General features: G+C 65.0%; 15 protein-coding genes. 7 read left to right on the forward strand and 8 right to left on the reverse strand.

The genetic code is table 11. The annotated features are described in order from the left end of the window. The first annotated feature begins 193 nt into the window (after nucleotides 1–193). Nucleotides 194–913 carry an MgtC/SapB family protein gene (locus ACQ4W4_RS23845; RefSeq protein WP_215406639.1) on the forward strand — a complete coding sequence of 240 codons (720 nt, stop codon included), beginning with the start codon at nucleotides 194–196 and terminating at the stop codon, nucleotides 911–913. Continuing rightward, a complete protein-coding gene (locus tag ACQ4W4_RS23850) occupies nucleotides 913–1,224 on the forward strand; it encodes a hypothetical protein (protein WP_436544065.1) in 312 nt (103 codons plus the stop codon). Before ACQ4W4_RS23845 ends, ACQ4W4_RS23850 begins: the two co-directional genes overlap by 1 nt. Here ACQ4W4_RS23850 and ACQ4W4_RS23855 read toward each other — a convergent pair. Both ACQ4W4_RS23855 and ACQ4W4_RS23860 read right to left on the reverse strand, forming a co-directional pair. After that, a complete protein-coding gene (locus ACQ4W4_RS23855) occupies nucleotides 1,216–2,613 on the reverse strand; it encodes a sensor histidine kinase (RefSeq protein WP_436544087.1) in 1,398 nt (465 codons plus the stop codon). The genes ACQ4W4_RS23850 and ACQ4W4_RS23855 overlap by 9 nt on opposite strands. Next, entirely contained in the window at nucleotides 2,606–3,286 is a 681-nt protein-coding gene (locus tag ACQ4W4_RS23860) for a response regulator transcription factor (RefSeq protein WP_436544066.1), read from the reverse strand. The genes ACQ4W4_RS23855 and ACQ4W4_RS23860 overlap by 8 nt, the downstream gene beginning before the upstream one ends. 241 nt (nucleotides 3,287–3,527) lie before the next feature. On the opposite strand from ACQ4W4_RS23860, the gene ACQ4W4_RS23865 reads away from it, so the two are divergent. From ACQ4W4_RS23865 to ACQ4W4_RS23875, 3 genes are read left to right on the forward strand one after another with little or no spacing between them, the layout of a single operon-like run. Next, nucleotides 3,528–4,652, forward strand: a complete 1,125-nt coding sequence (locus ACQ4W4_RS23865; RefSeq protein ID WP_436544067.1) for an efflux RND transporter periplasmic adaptor subunit — start codon at nucleotides 3,528–3,530, stop codon at nucleotides 4,650–4,652. Then, the gene (locus ACQ4W4_RS23870; protein WP_436544068.1) at nucleotides 4,645–7,749 is read left to right on the forward strand and encodes an efflux RND transporter permease subunit; all 3,105 of its coding nucleotides are present in this window, start codon (nucleotides 4,645–4,647) and stop codon (nucleotides 7,747–7,749) included. The genes ACQ4W4_RS23865 and ACQ4W4_RS23870 overlap by 8 nt, the downstream gene beginning before the upstream one ends. Continuing rightward, nucleotides 7,736–9,013: a TolC family protein gene (locus tag ACQ4W4_RS23875; protein ID WP_436544069.1), complete on the forward strand. Its 1,278-nt coding sequence runs from the start codon at nucleotides 7,736–7,738 to the stop codon at nucleotides 9,011–9,013. The genes ACQ4W4_RS23870 and ACQ4W4_RS23875 overlap by 14 nt, the downstream gene beginning before the upstream one ends. 65 nt (nucleotides 9,014–9,078) lie before the next feature. Here ACQ4W4_RS23875 and ACQ4W4_RS23880 read toward each other — a convergent pair whose 3' ends face one another. From ACQ4W4_RS23880 to ACQ4W4_RS23905, 6 genes are all read right to left on the reverse strand, one after another. Continuing rightward, on the reverse strand, nucleotides 9,079–9,279 hold the full coding sequence (locus tag ACQ4W4_RS23880) for a hypothetical protein (protein ID WP_436544070.1): 201 nt from the start codon (nucleotides 9,277–9,279) through the stop codon (nucleotides 9,079–9,081). Between the two features lie 80 nt (nucleotides 9,280–9,359). Next, entirely contained in the window at nucleotides 9,360–10,277 is a 918-nt protein-coding gene (gene xerD / locus ACQ4W4_RS23885) for a site-specific tyrosine recombinase XerD (protein WP_257218035.1), read from the reverse strand. Then, on the reverse strand, nucleotides 10,274–10,786 hold the full coding sequence (locus ACQ4W4_RS23890; RefSeq protein ID WP_436544071.1) for a methylated-DNA--[protein]-cysteine S-methyltransferase: 513 nt from the start codon (nucleotides 10,784–10,786) through the stop codon (nucleotides 10,274–10,276). Before ACQ4W4_RS23890 ends, xerD begins: the two co-directional genes overlap by 4 nt. Nucleotides 10,787–11,211: 425 nt before the next feature. Next, entirely contained in the window at nucleotides 11,212–12,492 is a 1,281-nt protein-coding gene (locus tag ACQ4W4_RS23895) for a TRAP transporter large permease (protein WP_070223052.1), read from the reverse strand. Beyond that, a complete protein-coding gene (locus tag ACQ4W4_RS23900; RefSeq protein WP_035821976.1) occupies nucleotides 12,489–13,061 on the reverse strand; it encodes a TRAP transporter small permease in 573 nt (190 codons plus the stop codon). Before ACQ4W4_RS23900 ends, ACQ4W4_RS23895 begins: the two co-directional genes overlap by 4 nt. A gap of 118 nt (nucleotides 13,062–13,179) precedes the next feature. After that, on the reverse strand, nucleotides 13,180–14,172 hold the full coding sequence (locus ACQ4W4_RS23905) for a TRAP transporter substrate-binding protein (protein ID WP_436544088.1): 993 nt from the start codon (nucleotides 14,170–14,172) through the stop codon (nucleotides 13,180–13,182). A 136-nt stretch (nucleotides 14,173–14,308) separates the two neighbouring features. On the opposite strand from ACQ4W4_RS23905, the gene ACQ4W4_RS23910 reads away from it, so the two are divergent. Then, nucleotides 14,309–16,321 carry a sensor histidine kinase gene (locus ACQ4W4_RS23910; protein WP_436544072.1) on the forward strand — a complete coding sequence of 671 codons (2,013 nt, stop codon included), beginning with the start codon at nucleotides 14,309–14,311 and terminating at the stop codon, nucleotides 16,319–16,321. Between the two features lie 39 nt (nucleotides 16,322–16,360). Then, on the forward strand, nucleotides 16,361–16,945 hold the full coding sequence (locus tag ACQ4W4_RS23915; protein WP_314629686.1) for a response regulator transcription factor: 585 nt from the start codon (nucleotides 16,361–16,363) through the stop codon (nucleotides 16,943–16,945). Nucleotides 16,946–16,952 lie beyond the last annotated feature (7 nt).

Raw genomic sequence — 16,952 nt, forward strand, 5'->3', positions numbered from 1 at the left:
GCGATCAGCCTTAGGCAAGACGCGCGCATTCCGCCCGCCCTGCCCTCGGCAAGGTGCGGTTTTACCAGCGGCGATGTCCATTCGCCGCCACTTCCCCCTCATCGTTCCACCGTGATCGTCTGCTGCCCCCTTGCGGGCGGATTGTCTTCGCCCTTGCACTCGCCTGTTCCTCCCCAGCCGGGAGAAACTGATGGTGGTATTTGATTTTGCGCTGCGCGTTGCCGCGGCATTGACCCTGGGCGCCATGATCGGCGCCGAACGCCAGCTGCGCCAGCGCATGGCGGGCCTGCGCACGAATGCGCTGGTGTCCGTCGGCGCCTCGCTGTTCGTGATGGTTTCCGTGCTCGAAGGCGACAGCGCCGGCCATATGCGCATCGCCGCGCAGGTGGTATCGGGCATCGGCTTTCTCGGCGCCGGCGTCATCATGCGCGAGGGCATGACGGTGCGCGGCCTGAACACGGCCGCCACCCTGTGGTGCTCGGCCGCCATCGGCATCCTGTGCGGCCTGGGGTTTGCCCTGGAAGCGGCCATCGGCACAGGCTTCGTGCTGATCGCCAACCTGGTGCTGCGCCACCTGGCGCAACGGATCAACGCCCACGGCAGCGAAGCGGGCATCGAGACGGAAAGCATCTACCGCGTGACGGCCGTGTGCGAGGCGGAGCAGGAAGTGCAGGTGCGCAAGCTGATGCTGCGCCTGATCAGCGGCATGCCGGCGCTGATGCTGCAATCCTTGCACAGCGAAGACGCGGCGCAGGCCGGGCGCATCGAAGTGCGGGCCGACCTGCTCACGCCCTTGTCCAGCCTGGGATTGCTGGAGCAGATCGTCAGCCAGGTCAGCCTGGAAGGCAGCGTCTCGGCCGTGCGCTGGGCACTGGTGAACAACGCGGAATTTGTCGCCGAACGGGGAGTGTGATGATGAAAAAATTCTTCCATTGGTTTTCCCGGCGCGGCCCTGCCGTGGCCACCTACCGCCTGACCGTCACCTGCCCCGCGGCGCAAGCCGACCACGTGGTGCGCCTGCTGCTGGCCGAACTGCATGGCGCGGGACTGGCGCCGTCGCAGCTCGTGCGCAGTTGGGAAGAAGGCAGGCAAAGCGTGCGCCTGATCGCCACGGTGCTGTGCCAGCTGGTGCAGCGCGCCGTGCTGGTGCGCTTCGTCAACCGCGCGGGCGCCTGGCCGCAAGTGCGGCAAGTGCGCTGGGAAGGCGTGGCCCCCTCAGCTTGAAGCGGGCAGGCGCATGAGGAACAGCGCGCCGCCTTGCGGGCGGTTCTGCGCCTCGATGCTGCCGCCGTACGCGTGCACGATGGCTTGCGACAGGGCCAGGCCCAGGCCGAAGCCGGGCGCCTCGCCCGCGCGCGCCTGCGCGCCCCGGTAAAAACGCTCGAACAGATGCGGCAAGTCTTCCACGCCGATGCCCGGTCCCGCGTCCGCCACGCCCACGAGCGCATGTTCGCCCTCGCGCGCCACGTGCACGGTGATGCTGCCGCCGGGTGGCGAAAACTTCACGGCGTTATCGAGCAGATTGGTCAGCACCAAGTCCACGGGGCCGGCCGCCACGCGCGCGTGCACGGCCACACTGTCATCGAAGACGATGCGGATGCCGCGCTGCGCTGCCGGTTTTTCCAGGCGCTGCGCGGCCGACCGCACAAGCGGATTGAGCGCGATGATTTCCACGGCATTGCGCTCCTGCCCCACGTCCAGGCGCGTGAGCATCAGCAATTCTTCCACCAGGGTCGTCAGGCGCTGCACTTCATCGAGACAGGACGCCAGCGCATCGACATACTCGGGCGCTTCTCGCGGGCGGCGCAGGGTGATTTCGATTTCCGTGCGCAGGCGCGACAGGGGCGAGCGCAGTTCGTGCGACGCGTCGGCCGTGAAGCGGCGCTGCGCATCGTAGCCGTGTTCCAGGCGGTCCAGCATGGCGTTCAGGGTATCGACCAGGCGGCCGATCTCGTCCTGCGTGCCGGGATGGGGCAGGCGCTGGTGCAAGCTGGATTCGCCGATCGAATGCGCCTGGTCCACCACGTCGTCGATGGCGCCCAGCACGCGGCGCGTGAGCATTTCGCCGGCCAGGCCCACGGCCGCCAGCAAGGCCAGCGCCATGGCGCCAAACAGCACGGTGGCCGCTGCCAGCACGTGGTCCGTGTCGTCGAGCGAACCGGCCACCTGCACCGCCAGGCGCCCGCCGGACGAGCGCACGGGAATCGAGACCATGCGCAGCGGCTCCTCGCCGAACTTGGGCAGGGTCTCGAAGACGGTCTCACCGGCCGCCAGGCGCGCCAGCAGGGCGGGCGGCGCCGGCAGCTGCGCCGCCTCGAGGTTGCGGCTGCGCGCCAGCACGCGGCCCTCGCCATCGATGATCTGCACCAGGCGATCGAGCCGCGTCAATGACGGCGGCGCCAGGCCCGGCGCCACCTCGTGGACCTGTACGGGCTGGCGCGGCGCGGCCGGCAGCATGGCCATTTCCGTCTCGGCCAGCGCCAGCAGGGCAGCGTCGAGCTGGCCATGCACGGCGCGCGACAGGCCCCAGTAGCCGGCCAGCGCCGTGCAGGCGACGATGGCGAGGATGACAGCCAGGTGCACCAGCAGCAATCGCTTGCGAAAGCTAGCCACCATTGTTTTCCGCCAGGCGGAAACCGCGTCCGCGCACCGTGTGGATCAATGGCGGCAAGCCCGGCGCATCGACCTTGCCCCGCAGGTTGCGCACGTGGACGTCGATCAGGTTGTCGATGCCGATCAGGTCCGCCTGCCAGATCTGCTCGGCCAGGCGCGCGCGGCTGACCACTTCGCCCGCCTGGCGCAGCAGTATCAATAAAATCGCGTATTCCTTGGGCGTCAGCACCAGCGGCGCGCCGCCCCGTGTCGCCTGGTGGCTGACGGGATCGAGCGTCAGGTCGGCCAGCGCCAGCACCAGCGGGCGGCTGATGTCGGAGCGGCGCAGCAGGGCGCGGATGCGCGCCAGCAGCTCCTCGAATTCGAACGGTTTGGTCAGGTAATCGTCGGCGCCCGTGTTCAGGCCCGCCACCCGGTCGGCCGTGGCGTCGCGCGCCGTGAGCATCAGCACGGGCGTCTGGATGCCGCGCGCGCGCAAGTCGCGGCAAAAATCGATGCCCTGCTTGCCCGGCAACATCCAGTCCAGCACGATCGCGTCGTAATCGACGGCGTAGCTTTCGTCCTCGCCCTCTTCCGCGCTGTGCGCCACGTCGACGACAAAGCCTTCTTCCTGCAAGCCACGGGCCAGCAGGCGCGCCGCCTTGCGGTCGTCTTCCACCAGGAGGATTCTCATGCCTGCCGTTCCCTTTGCGCCGGATTTTTCATGCCTGCATTTTACCGCGCCCTCGCCCGCGCGCACCGAACCTGAAGAATGATTCAGGCATTCTTGGGCGCTTCTTCAGGACGCCATTGCTATGCTTTCCCGGCGCTGTAGTGACCCCGTTCTTATGACGCTACCCGCGCCCCCTCTGACCGCCCGCCTGGGCACGGCATCCACGCATGCCCCATCACCATCAATAACAAGGAAACACGGGATGAACACGACCACCCGCAACGCCCTGGGCGCCAGCTGCGCCCTCGCTCTCGCCTGCTCGGCCCTGGCCGGCTGCGCCAAACCGACGGCGGCGGCCACCCCGCCCGCCCAATCGATGCATCTGGACGACGGCAGCATCGCCGTCGACAAGATGTCGCCGCTGCGCCAGCGCCTGCAGATCGCCGCCGTGCAGGAGCAGGAGATCGCCACGCAGACGGAGGCGCCGGGCAGCATCGAGGCGATGCCGGAAAAACTGGTGAAAATCACGCCGCCCCTGGCCGGGCGCATCACGCGCTTGCAGCGCGCGCTGGGCGACAGCGTGAAGGCGGGCGACCCGCTGTTCACGCTCGATTCGGCGGAACTGAGCGCCGCCTACGCGGACGACAGCAAGGCGAAGTCCGCCCTGCTGCAGGCGCGCCAGGAACTGGAGCGCCAGAAAACCCTGTTCGAGGCGGACATCGCCGCGCGCAAGGAGTACGAATCGGCTCAGGCAGCCTTTGCGCAGGCGGGCAGCGACGCCCAGGCCAGCGCCGACAAGCTGGCCCAGTACGGCGCCGGCGCGCGCGGTTCGCGCCGCGACTACGTGCTGCGTTCGCCCATCGCCGGTACCGTGATCGCCATGGACGGCGCCCAGGGCGGCTACTGGAACGATATCAACGCGCCCGTCATGACGGTGGCGGATCTCTCCACCGTGTGGCTGTCGGCCAACGTGGCCGAAAGGGACCTGGCGCAGGTGGCCGTGGGTCAGACGGCCCGCATCACCATCGATGCCTGGCCTGGCAAGGCTTTCGAGGGCAAGGTCGCGTATGTGGGCGCCGTGCTCGATCCCGAGACGCGCACGGTGAAAGTGCGCGTGGCCATCGACAACCGCGCCGGCACCTTCAAGCCCGGCATGTTCGCCCACGCGGGATTCGCCGGCGCGCCGCGCCGCGCCCTCCTCGTGCCCGCGTCCGCCGTGCTGCAAAGCGGGCCCTCGACGCGCGTGATGGTCGAGCGCAGCGCGCTGGTATTCACGCCGCGCACGGTGGAAGTGGGCGCCAGCCATGGAGACCAGGTGGAAATCCTCGCCGGCGTGAAAGCGGGCGAACGCATCGTCGTCAAGGAAGGAGTGCTGCTCAATGATTGACCGTTTCATCGCCACCTGCTGCCAGCGGCGCGGCATCGTCTGGCTGGTGCTGCTGTTCGTCGCCGTCTACGGCGTCTACTGCTGGAAGCAGCTGCCCATCGAAGCCTATCCCGACATCGCCGACGTCACTTCGCAGATCGTCACGCAGGTGCCGGGCCTGGGCGCAGAGGAAATCGAGCAGCAGATCACCATACCACTCGAACGCGCCCTGCTGGGCACGCCCGGCATGCACGTGCTGCGCACGCGCAGCCTGTTCGCGCTGTCGCTGATCACCGTGGTGTTCGAAGATGGCAGCGACGGCTATTTCACGCGCGAGCGGCTGCAGGAACGCCTGGCCAGCGTGAACCTGCCGTACGACGCCAAGCCGGGCCTCGATCCCTACACTTCGCCGACGGGCGAAATCTACCGCTACACGCTGGAATCGAAATCACGCAGCTTGCGCGAACTGTCCGAGCTGCAGTTTTGGACCGTGATACCGCGCCTGCAGCAGGTGCGCGGCGTGGCCGACGTCAGCAATTTCGGCGGCCTGACGACGCAGTTCATGCTGGAACTCGATCCCGCAAAACTGGACAGCTACGGCTTCTCGCTGGCGCAGGTCAAGGACGCCATCAACGCCAACAACATCAGCGGCGGCGGCAGCGTCATCGACCGCGGCCAGCAATCGTACGTGGTGCGCGGCGTGGGCCTGCTGCATTCGCTCGACGACATGGGCAATGTCGTCGTCAGCAGCAAGGACGGCGTGCCCGTGCTGGTGAAGGACCTGGGCAAGCTCGCCTACGGCAACGTGGAGCGGCGCGGCATCCTCGGCAAGGATGACAACCCAGACACCATCGAAGGCATCACCCTGCTGCTGAAGGATTTCAATCCGTCCGAAGCGCTGGCCGGCATCCATGCGGCCGTCGACGACTTGAACGCCAACGTGCTGCCGAAGGACGTCAAGGTCGTGCCCTACCTGGACCGCAGTTCGCTGATCGACGCCACCCTGCACACGGTCGGATTTACCTTGGGCGAAGGCATGCTGCTCGTCGCCCTCGTACTGCTGCTGTATCTGGGCAGCCCGCGCGCGGCCGCCATCGTCGCGCTGACGATTCCGCTGGCCCTGCTGATCGCCTTCATCTTCATGCACCACTTTAAAATTCCCGCCAATTTGCTGTCACTGGGGGCGATCGACTTCGGCATCCTCGTCGACGGTTCCGTCGTGGTGCTGGAAAACATGCTGCGCCGCCGCGAACGCGAGCAGGAACGCCCCCTGACCCTGCAAGACGCCATCGACGCAACCTTGCAGGTGGCGCGCCCCATCATGTTCGGCATGGCCGTCATCATCGCCGCCTACCTGCCCCTGTTCGCCTTCCAGCGCATCGAATACAAGCTGTTTTCGCCGATGGCGTACGCGGTGGGCGCTGCGCTGGTGGGCGCGCTGGTGGTGGCACTGGTGCTGATCCCGGGCCTGGCCTGGCTGGCCTTGCGCAAGCCGCGCCGCATGCCCCATAACCGCGTGCTGGATAAGCTGGCGGGCGCGTATGGCCGCTTCCTCGAGCGCATGGTGGGCAGGAAGCGCTGGGTGGCGATGGTGTGCGCAGGATCGCTCGCGACGCTTGCCATCCTGGGCGCGAGCATCGGGCGCGACTTCCTGCCCTACCTCGATGAAGGTTCGCTGTGGCTGCAGGTGCAGATGCCGCCCGGGATCACGCTGGACAAGGCATCGGAAATGGCCGGCGAACTGCGCCGCGCCGCGCTGGAATTCCCGGAAGTGTCGACCATCGTCACCCAGACGGGACGCAACGACGACGGCACCGATTACTGGACGCCGTCGCACATCGAGGCGAGCGTGGGACTGCATCCGTATAAAAGCTGGAAATCGGGCATGAGCAAGCAGCAGCTGATCGCGAAGATGAACGCGCGCTTCGCGCGCCTGCCCGGCGTCACGGTGGCCTTCATGCAGCCGATGATCGACGGCGTGCAGGATAAATTGTCGGGCGCGCACAGCGACCTGACGGTGAAAATCTTCGGCAACGACCTCGATGAGGTGCGCGCCATCGCCGGCAAGGTGGCAAATGTGCTGAAGACTGTCCACGGCGCCTCCGACGTGGCCGTGGACGTGGAGCCGCCGCTGCCCAACCTGAAGGTGGAACTGGACCGGGCAAAGGCGGCCCGCTACGGCATCAATGCGGCCGACGTGGCCGACCTGATTGCCACCGGCATCGGCGGCGCGCCCGTCGGCCAGGTCTACGTGGGCGAGAAAAGCTACGACATCGCCGTGCGCTTTCCGCCCGCCACGCGTTCCAGCCCCGACGCCATCGCCAGCCTGAAGCTCACGGCCGCCAACGGCGCGAGGATTCCGCTGGCGCAGGTGGCCAGCATCAGCACCACCTCGGGAGAAAGCGTGATCGTGCGCGAAATGGGACGGCGCCACATCATCGTGCGCCTCAATGCCCGCGGACGCGACCTGGCCGGTTTCCTGGCCGAAGCGCGCCCGCTGGTCGCGCAAGCCGTGGCGGGCGAACACCAGCGCATCAGCGTCGAATGGGGAGGCCAGTTCGAAAACCTGCAGCGCGCGCAAAGCCGCCTGGCCCTGATCCTGCCGATGACCCTGGGCGCCATGTTCCTGCTGCTGTTTGGCCAGTTCCGCAATCTGCGCCAGCCCGCGCTGGTCTTGCTGGCCGTGCCGCTGGCCATGCTGGGCGGCCTGGCCGCGCTGCACCTGCGCGGCATGACCTTGAATGTGTCGAGCGCCGTCGGCTTTATCGCCCTGTTCGGCGTGGCCGTGCTGAACGCCGTGCTGATGCTGGCACAGATCAACCGCTTGCGCGCGGACGAAGGCAGGAGCTTGCGCGACGCCGTGCTGGAAGGCGCGCGCGACCGCATGCGCCCCGTGCTGATGACGGCCACCGTGGCCGCCCTGGGCCTGACGCCCGCCATGCTGGCCACGGGACTGGGCAGCGACGTGCAGCGCCCGTTGGCCACCGTGGTGGTGGGCGGGCTGGTGTCGGCGACGGCACTGACCCTGCTGCTGTTGCCGGCCCTGTATTACCTGATCGAGGCGTATGTACAACAACGCCGGATCGATACCGAAGGAGTGAACCATGACACGTTTTAAAGTCCTGCTGGCGGCTTGGCTGCTGGCCCCCTGCGCCAGCGCCGCCCCGTTGACCTTCGAGACCTATTTGTCCGCCGTGGAAAGCCACAGCCTGGAATTGCAGGCGCAGCAGGAAAACATCGTCTCGGCCAAGGCCGGCATCGGCATCGCCGGCCTGCGTCCCGATCCCGAATTCACCCTGGGCGCCACGCGCGAGACCGTGCGCAGCGTCGAGCATCGTCCCGTGACGTGGAATCCGGCCCTCAGCATGGCTATCGAGACAGGCGGCAAGCGCGCCGCGCGCGTCAAAGCCGCACAGAGCAATGTCGCGCTGGCCGAGGAAACGGTGGCCGGCTTCAAAAGCGAACTGTATGGCACGGCCGCCGCCGCGTTCACGGAAGCGTGCCGCACGCGCGAGGTCCTCGCGCGCAAGGAGCAGACCATGGCGGCCCTGTCGAAAGTCGTCGAAGCGAATGCCGTGCGGCGCAAGGCGGGCGACGTGGGCGGCATCGAGCTGCTGCAGTCGCGCGTGGAACGCGACCAGTTCCAGGCCGAGCTGGCGCAGGCGCGCAGCGAGGCCGACAGCGCCATGTTGAATTTGTCGCCGTCCTTGGGCCGCCAGTTCGGCAGTCTGTTTCCGGACGCGCAGCTGGCCTGCGACTTCGCCGCATATGAGAACAGGGATGCCACGGTGCTGGTGCCGCAGGCGCTCGAAGCGCGCAGCGACGTGCGCATCGCCCGCGCCACCGTGGACCATCTGCGCGACGGCGCGGCGCTCGTGCGCGCCAACCGCGCCGTCGACCCGACCGTCACCGTGGGCCTGGCCGCCGCGCGCGGCTACCATGACGGTTTTGACGCCAGCGGCAATCCCGTCGACGGGTCGCCCCGCTCGCGCGCCTTGAGCGTATCGCTGGCCATTCCCATCCCCCTGTCGCGGCGCGACAAGGGCGACATCGTGCAGGCGGAAGCGGGCGTCACGCAAGCGATGCTGGCCCTGCGCCAGGCGGAACTGCAGGCGGAAACGCAGGTGCGCACGGCGCAGCGGCAGCTGCGCGCGGCGCAGGACAGGCTGGCGCGCTACCGCGACGGCGTGCTGGTCGATGCGCAAAAGGTGGTCGACGGCATGCGCCTGTCCTACTTCAGCGGCAATGCTTCGCTGCTGGAATGGCTGGCGGCGCAGCGTTCGGCCGATGAGGCATACCAGGGCTATGTGCAGGCGCGCGCCGATGCGGCCATTGCCAGCACGCAGCTGCAACTGGCGATCGGCCAGCGGCCGCGCTTGTAGCGGGGGAGGAGAAAACGAAGGGAGACCGGCGCGGCCATGCCGCACCGGTCGTCAGGAACGGGGAATTACTGGGGCTGGGCGGGCGCGTCGTCTTCGGCGGCCGGATCTGCGTCACTCTCATCCGCTTCCGGCTCATCGCCTTCGCTGCCATCGGCCGGCTTCGGATTGTTTTTCGCTTCCAGCTTGCGCCTGGCTTTTTCCTCGGCTTTCTTCTTCTTTTCCAGCTCTTTTTGCCGTTTTTCGTATTGGAAATTTGTCTTGGCCATTTACTACCTCTTTAGTTTTTAGATGTTACAGATAAGCACATAAGGCACATTATGACGTAATTGAACCAAACACCAAATGTTTAGCCTCGCGGATGATGCTGCGCATGCAGCAGTTTCAGCCGTTCGCGGGCCACATGCGTGTAAATCTGCGTGGTGGAAATATCGGAGTGCCCCAGTAACAATTGCACAACACGCAAGTCCGCGCCATGGTTGAGCAAATGCGTGGCGAACGCATGGCGCAGGGTGTGCGGCGACAGCGGCGCCGTGATGCCGGCGTTCAGCGCATGTTTCTTGATGATGACCCAGAACATTTGCCGCGTCATGGCGCCGCCGCGCCGCGTGACGAACAGCGCATCGTCCATCTGGCCGTCGAGGATGACGCCGCGCGCTTCCTTCAGGTAGCGCTCGATCCACAGCCGCGCCTGTTCGCCGAACGGCACCAGGCGCGTCTTGCTGCCCTTGCCCGTGATGCGCAGCACGCCATCGTTGAGGCTCAGCTCCACGGATTGCAAGTCCACCAGTTCCGACACGCGCAAGCCGCTCGCATACATGAGTTCGAGCATCGTGCGCTCGCGCAAACCCAGCGGCGTGCTCACGTCGGGCGCCGCCAGCAGCGCTTCCACCTGTGCTTCGCTCAAGGTATGCACGAAGCGCGCCGGCTGCTTGGCCGACACCATCTTCAGGCACGGGTCGGCCGCGATATGCTTGTGCCGCAGTGCCAGCTGGTAAAAACGCTTGAGCACGGACAGGCGCCGGTTCGACGACGTCGCCTTGCTCTCGTCGTGGCGGGCGGCGAAATACGCCTCGATGTCGGCCGTGGACACTTCGTACAGGCCCTCGCGTCCGGGCCGCGCCACTTCCAGCCAGCGGGCGAACAGCCGCATGTCGCGCCGGTAGGCATCGAGCGAGTTTTTCGACAGGCCGTCTTCCAGCCACAGGCTGTCGCAGAATTCGTCGATCAGGGTGGCGTTGTCGGGCGCCAGCAGGCTGTTCATCATCGTGTTGACCAGCCCATGCCCGCCACGCCTTCATGCGCCAGCAGCCAGCGCTTCACGCCCAGGTGGAAACCCGTCGCATCGTCATGGTGGGCAAAGCCGCCCAGGCCGCCAGCGGCCGTCACGCGGTGGCAGGGGATCACTACGGGAAACCAGTTGGCGCCGCAGGCCTGGCCCACGGCGCGCGGTGCCGAACCGATCAGGCGCGCCACGTCGCCATACGTGCGCACCTGGCCACGCGGGATGCCGGCGATCGCCGCCCATACCCGTTGCTGGTAGGCGCTGCCCGAGGCGGCCAGCGGCAGGTCGAAAACATGATCGGGATCGTGGAAATAGCGCGCCAGCTGCACGCAAGCGCGCTCCGAGACGGCATCCTGCGCGTCTTTCTCGGCAAAGTGCGGCGGCAGGTAGACCAGTTCGCATAGCTGGCCGTCCTGCGCGCGCACGCCCATGGCGCCGAACGGCGCGGCCACGATGGCGCTGAACAGTTCACTGCCCTGTTGTTTTTTCATCTGCTGATCATTATTCAAGTGTGGCATATATGCAACTTGCCGGCGCCGGAAACGGCGCCACGGGAATTATGCACCGACTTTGAGCGTGTCGGCGGACGTTTCCTGCGCACGAAAAAAAAGCGCACCAGCCGGTGCGCTTCAAATATTGCTTCACGTTCCCGGTCGTTTGGGTCCGCCGGTGCCGGCTTGTGGCCGCAGACAGCTATGACTCAACAACTTCTGTGAAACGTGTGTCTCCTCAATATATCCCCGGTATCAATACCGTTTTTATAGACCACTCCCCCACTAACCTTGTTACCAATTCTGTATTTCAGCCTTGCTACCGGGGCGCATATGCATATACGTGTTTCCCCTTAAGGCTGCCCATCATAGCGCATTTATTCGGCCGGATCGACTTTTTTTGCACCATGGCGGGGACAACTGTTTTAGTTGTAAATTAAATTTGGCAACCACAGCGAGATTTGTGGTACGTAGGTGATCAAGCCCAGGAAGGCCAGCATCGTCAGCAGCCATGGCATCACGGCCACGGTCAGCTCCGAGATGCCCATCTTGGTGATGCCGGACGCCACGTACAGGTTCAGGCCCACGGGCGGATGGCACATGCCGACCTCCATATTGACCACGATCAGGATACCGAAGTGCACGGGATCGATGCCCAGCTTCATGGCGACGGGGAACAGAATCGGCGCCATGATCAGCACGATGGACGACGGCTCCATGACGTTACCAGCCAACAACAGCAGCACGTTGACCACCAGCAGGAAGCTGATCACGCCCAGGCCCTTGCCCGTGATCCATTCAGCCATCGCCTGCGGGATGTTTTCGCTGGTCATCAGGAACGAGAACAGCACGGCATTGGTGATGATGTACAGCAGCATCGCCGACATGGCGGCCGAATCGAGCAAGACCTTGCCCACTTGCTTGATCTTCAAGTCCTTGTAGACGAAGACGGCGATGATGAAGGCGTACACGGCAGCCATGGCGGCCGCTTCCGTGGGCGTAAACGCGCCCGAATAGATGCCGCCCATGACGATGACGATCAAGAGCAGGCCCCAGGCGCTCTTCTTGAACGTCACGAAGCGCTCGCCCCAGCTGGCCTTCTGCATGCGCGGATAATTGTGCTTGCGCGCCAAAAACCACGTGGTCAGGCCCAGCAGCATGGCCAGCATCATGCCGGGAATCACGCCCGCCATGAACAGCTTGCCCACCGACGTATTCGTGCTGACGGAATACATCACCATCACGATCGAGGGCGGGATCAGGATGCCCAGCGCGCCCGAGGTGGTGATGACGCCTGCGCCGAAACCGCGCGGATAGCCCTGCTTGACCATGGCCGGCAGGATGATGGAGCCGATCGCCACCACGGTGGCGGGGCTGGAACCGGAGACGGCCGCAAACAGCGCGCACGCCATCACGCCGGCCAGCGCCAGGCCGCCATGCCAGTGGCCCACCATGGAGCTGGCGAAGTTGATCATGCGCCGCGCCACGCCGCCATGCGTGAGGAAGTTACCCGCCAAAATGAAGAACGGGATGGCCATGATCTCGAATTTCTCGATGCCCGTGAAAATCTTCAGGGCTACCGATTCGATAGGCACGCTGGTCATGGTGAACAGGAACGTCAATACTGTCAGGCCCAGCGAGATGGAGATCGGCATGCCGGTCAGCATCAGCGCCAGCAGCAACACAAAAATGATCAGCGCGTTCATGCCTTGGCTCCTTTTTCTTCCGCAGTCAGTTCATCTTCCAGGCCCTCGACGTGCGAGTGGTCGTGTTTCGGCAAGGCGCCCGTCTTGATGAAATGCACCATTACCTGCAGGAAACGGAAGCACATCAGGTAGGAACCGAGCGGCACGGCCAGGTAGACCAGCCACATCGGCACTTCCATGTCGGCCGACGTCTGGTCCGTGTGGCCGATCGACCACACGAAACTAGCGCCCAGGGTCCCGACGATGCCCGTAAACAGGGCGCCGGCGCCCAGACCGAAGACGATGAAACGGTCGCGCCAGCGCGGGTTCATGCGGTTGATCAGCACGTCGACGCCCACATGGATGCCCGTGCGCACGCCGTAGGCGGCGCCGAACTTGGCCATCCAGACAAACATGTAGATGCACAGTTCCTGGGCCCAGCTGGTGTTGATTTGAATCAGGAAGTCTTGCAGGCCCGGAATCGGCAAGCCTGCCAGGTAGCGGTGCACGACCGCGACGAAGATGATGAAGGTGGCCGCGCCCATCAGGGTCGCGATCAGCCACTCTTCCAGGTGATCCAGAAATTTCATGGTGGACTTTCAAAGAATGCGGGTGCACGCACTCCCGCGCAGGACGCGCGGGAGTCGTTCAAACGGACTGGCAGGGATGCCCTGCCTGCCGCGCCAGGCGGCGCGGCGCGCTAAAGGCTTACTTCGCGCTTTCCTTGTTGATGGCCGAGATCAGATCCTTGCCGATGCGCCCTTCCATGGCCTTCTGCACGGGCGCCAGCGCCTTGCGCCACTCGGCCTGCTCTTGCACCGTCAAGGTATAGATCTGCGTCTTGCCCGCTTTCTTGATGGCGTCGAGCGCCTGGTCGTTGTCGCGCTGGGCGATGGCTTTTTCAAACGTGGTCGCCTCGCGCATGGCTTTTTCCAGCTGCGTGCGAATCTCGGGCGGCAAGCCATCCCAGAATTTCTTGTTGACGATGACGGCATAGCCCAGGTAGCCGTGGTTCGACACGGTCACGTGCTTTTGCACTTCATGCATCTTTTGCGTGTACATATTCGACGGCGGATTTTCCGTGCCGTCGACCACGCCCGTCTGCAGCGCCTGATACACTTCCGAGAAGGCCAGCACCTGCGGGTTGGCGCCCAGCGCGCGCATCTGCGCGTCGAGCACCTTCGACGACTGGATGCGCATCTTCAGGCCCTTGAAGTCGGCCGGGTTATGCAGCGGCTTGTTGGCCGACATCACCTTGAAGCCATTGTCCCAGTAGGCCAGGCCCGTGATACCCTTGGGCTCGAGTTTTTTCAGCAGGCTCTTGCCGATTTCGCCTTCGGTGACGTTGTACAGCGCCGTCTTGGTGGGGAAGATGTAGGGCAGGTCGAACGCTTCGAATTCCTTCACGCCCAGCGGGCCGAACTTGGCCAGCGACGGCGCCAGCATCTGCACGGCGCCCAGCTGCAGCGCTTCGAGTTCTTCCTTGTCCTTGTACAGCTGGCTGTTCGGGTACAGTTCGACCTTGACCTTGCCATTCGTGGCTTTCTCGGCCAGCTGCTTGAAACGCTCGGCGGCCTGGCCTTTCGGCGTGTCCGTCGCCACGACGTGGCTGAACTTGATGACGATGGGGGCTTGTGCGTAAGCGTGGACGCCGGCGGTGGCGCCGATGGCCGCGCACAGCGCGACGAACATGGTTTTCATCTGCATTTTTGTCTCCTGAATGGTTTTTAGAAAAACTTTATTATTTGTCTACTTGAATATTGTGCCAAAGAAACTGCCTCGGCTATTGTGGTTAACCACAATAGCCGGTTCCCGATAAGCCGCTACCCTGCCAGCCATGCCGACTCCCCCCACCCTTGCGCGCCGCTTCAAGCTATCGAGTCCGATGCGCTGGCTGCTGCCCGTCATCCTGCTGCTGCTGTTCCTGTCCATCCTGTTCTGGCTGCCCTGGCAGGCACGCCAGATGGAAAGCAACGAGCGCCAGGAGCAGCTGATCGCCGATACGCTGTGGGTGGAACAGACCATCCGCTTCCAGCTGGCGCGCAACGAGGAAAGCCTGTTCAACCTGGGCGTGGACATCGCCAGCAGCTCCCTGTCGGCGGAAAAAGTGCACGAACGGCTGCAGCAGATGCTGCGCAATGGCCGCGAACTGCAACGCGTGCTGTGGCTCGACACCAGCGGCAAGGTGCTGGCCACCAGCGACAACAGCCTGCCGCATGCGCTGGCGTTTTCACCGGCCTCGCTGACGGCGGCTGACAATGCGCGCCGCCTGCACCGGGGCCAATATGCCCAGCCTTCGCAGCAGACGGGCTTTCCCGACGCGCCGCCGGGCGCCATGCTGATGGATTACCACCAGCCCCTGTTCGATGGCCAGCGCTATGTCGGCAGCCTGGTGGCCACTTATCAGATCAGCAGCCTGCTCGATGAAATGGTGCCGTGGTGGTTCGCCCAGGATAACCAGATTTCGCTGATCGACCGCGACGACAAGGTGCTGGCGCGGCGCGCCGCCGCCGGTCCCGGCCACGGCGTGTACACGCACAAGCGCGCGCTCGACGTGCCTGGCGCCACCATCACCCTGTTTACCGACAGCGTGAAAAGCCAGCCCAAGCTGCTGCCCAATTTGCTGGTCGGCTCCGTCATCGCCCTGTCGCTGGGGTTGCTGTGGAGCTTGCTGGCCCTGTGGCGGCATATTTCGCGCCGCCTGGTGGCCGAAGGCGCGCTGCGCCAGCAGATGCTGTTCCGCACGGCGATGGAAAACTCGCTGGTGACGGGCATGCGCGCGCGCGACCTGGAAGGAAGAGTCACGTACGTCAATCCCGCGTTTTGCCAGATCGTCGGCTATCCGCCCGAGGAAATCCTGGGCCGTTTGCCGCCCATGCCCTACTGGGTACCCGAAGCGCTGGAGGAATACCAGCAGCGCTTCGTCAAGGCCCTGGCCGGCAATCCCACGCCGCAGTTCGAAACCTATTTCCAGCGCCCCGACGGCACGCGCGTGCCCGTGCTGATCTTCGAAGCGCCGCTGGTGGACAAGAACGGCCAGCAAACGGGCTGGATGGGCTCCGTGCTCGACATCTCGGACCGCAAACGGGTCGAGGAACTGAATCGCCAGCAGCAGGAAAAACTGCAAACGAGTTCGCGCCTGGCCACCATGGGCGAGCTGGCGTCGATGCTGGCGCACGAATTAAATCAGCCGCTGGCGGCCATTTCCAGCTACACGACAGGGGCCTTGAATTTGATCCGCCGCGCCATCGACAGCGGCGCGCCCGTCGAGCCGAACACCCTGAAGCCGGCGCTGGAACAGGCCAGCGCGCAGGCGCAGCGGGCCGGCCAGATCATCCGCAGCGTGCACGATTTCGTGCGCAAGAGCGAGCCGCAGCGCCAGGATATCGCCCTCCGCACCCTGATCGACGGCATCCGCGCGCTGATCGACCTGCAGGCGCGCAAATACTATGTCACCATCCAGGAAGAGCTGCCGCCGGACCTGCCGCTGCTGCGCGCCGACCCCGTGATGATCGAGCAAGTACTGCTGAACCTGACGCGCAACGCCATCGAGGCCATGCAGGATGCGGCGCCGGGACGGCGTATCATGCGTCTGCGGGCCAGTCACGACGCACAGCAAGGCATGGTGACGGTCGACGTGATCGACCATGGCCACGGCATCCCGGTGGACGTGGCCGAGCGGCTGTTTTCGCCGTTTTTCTCGACCAAGTCCGAAGGCATGGGCATGGGCCTGAACATCTGCCGCACCGCCATCGAATTTCACGGCGGCGCGCTGACCTTCGGCGCCAACCCCGCTGGCGGCACCATCTTTACATTCAGCGTGCCGGCTGCGCCGCGCGCGCCGCACTAACCATTAACGCATAACGCATAACGACAAGCCGGAGACACCATGCTGCACATCATCGACGACGAAGAGGTCGTACGCGACTCCCTGTCCTGGCTGGCCGCCTCGCGCAGCATCGAAGCGCGCAACTACGCCAGCGCCCAGCAATTTCTCGATAGCCTCGACGGCACGTTCGACGCCAATGGCGACTGCGTGCTGCTCGACGTGCGCATGCCCGACATGAACGGCATCGCCCTGTTCGACCAGCTGGTCAAGCGCGACCTGACGGCGCGCCTGCCCGTGATTTTCCTCACCGGCCACGGCGACGTGCCGATGGCCGTCGACAGCCTGAAACGGGGCGCCTTCGATTTCTTTGAAAAACCGTTCAACGACAACGACCTGATGGACCGCGTGCAGCAGGGCCTGGCCAATTCGCGCCAGGCGGGCGAACTGGCCGCCGTGCACGCGCGCCTGGCCACTCTGTCGACGCGCGAACGCGAAGTGCTGGACCTGATTTTGGCGGGGAAGATGAACAAGGTGGTGGCCGACAAGCTGGGCATCAGCATGCGCACCGTGGAAGTCCACCGCGCGCATATCTTCGACAAGATGCAGGTCAAGACGGCGGTGGAACTGGCGGGGTTGTTGAAGTAAAAAGCGT

The organism is Janthinobacterium glycogeni, from assembly GCF_051380725.1.
GTDB lineage: Bacteria > Pseudomonadota > Gammaproteobacteria > Burkholderiales > Burkholderiaceae_D > Janthinobacterium.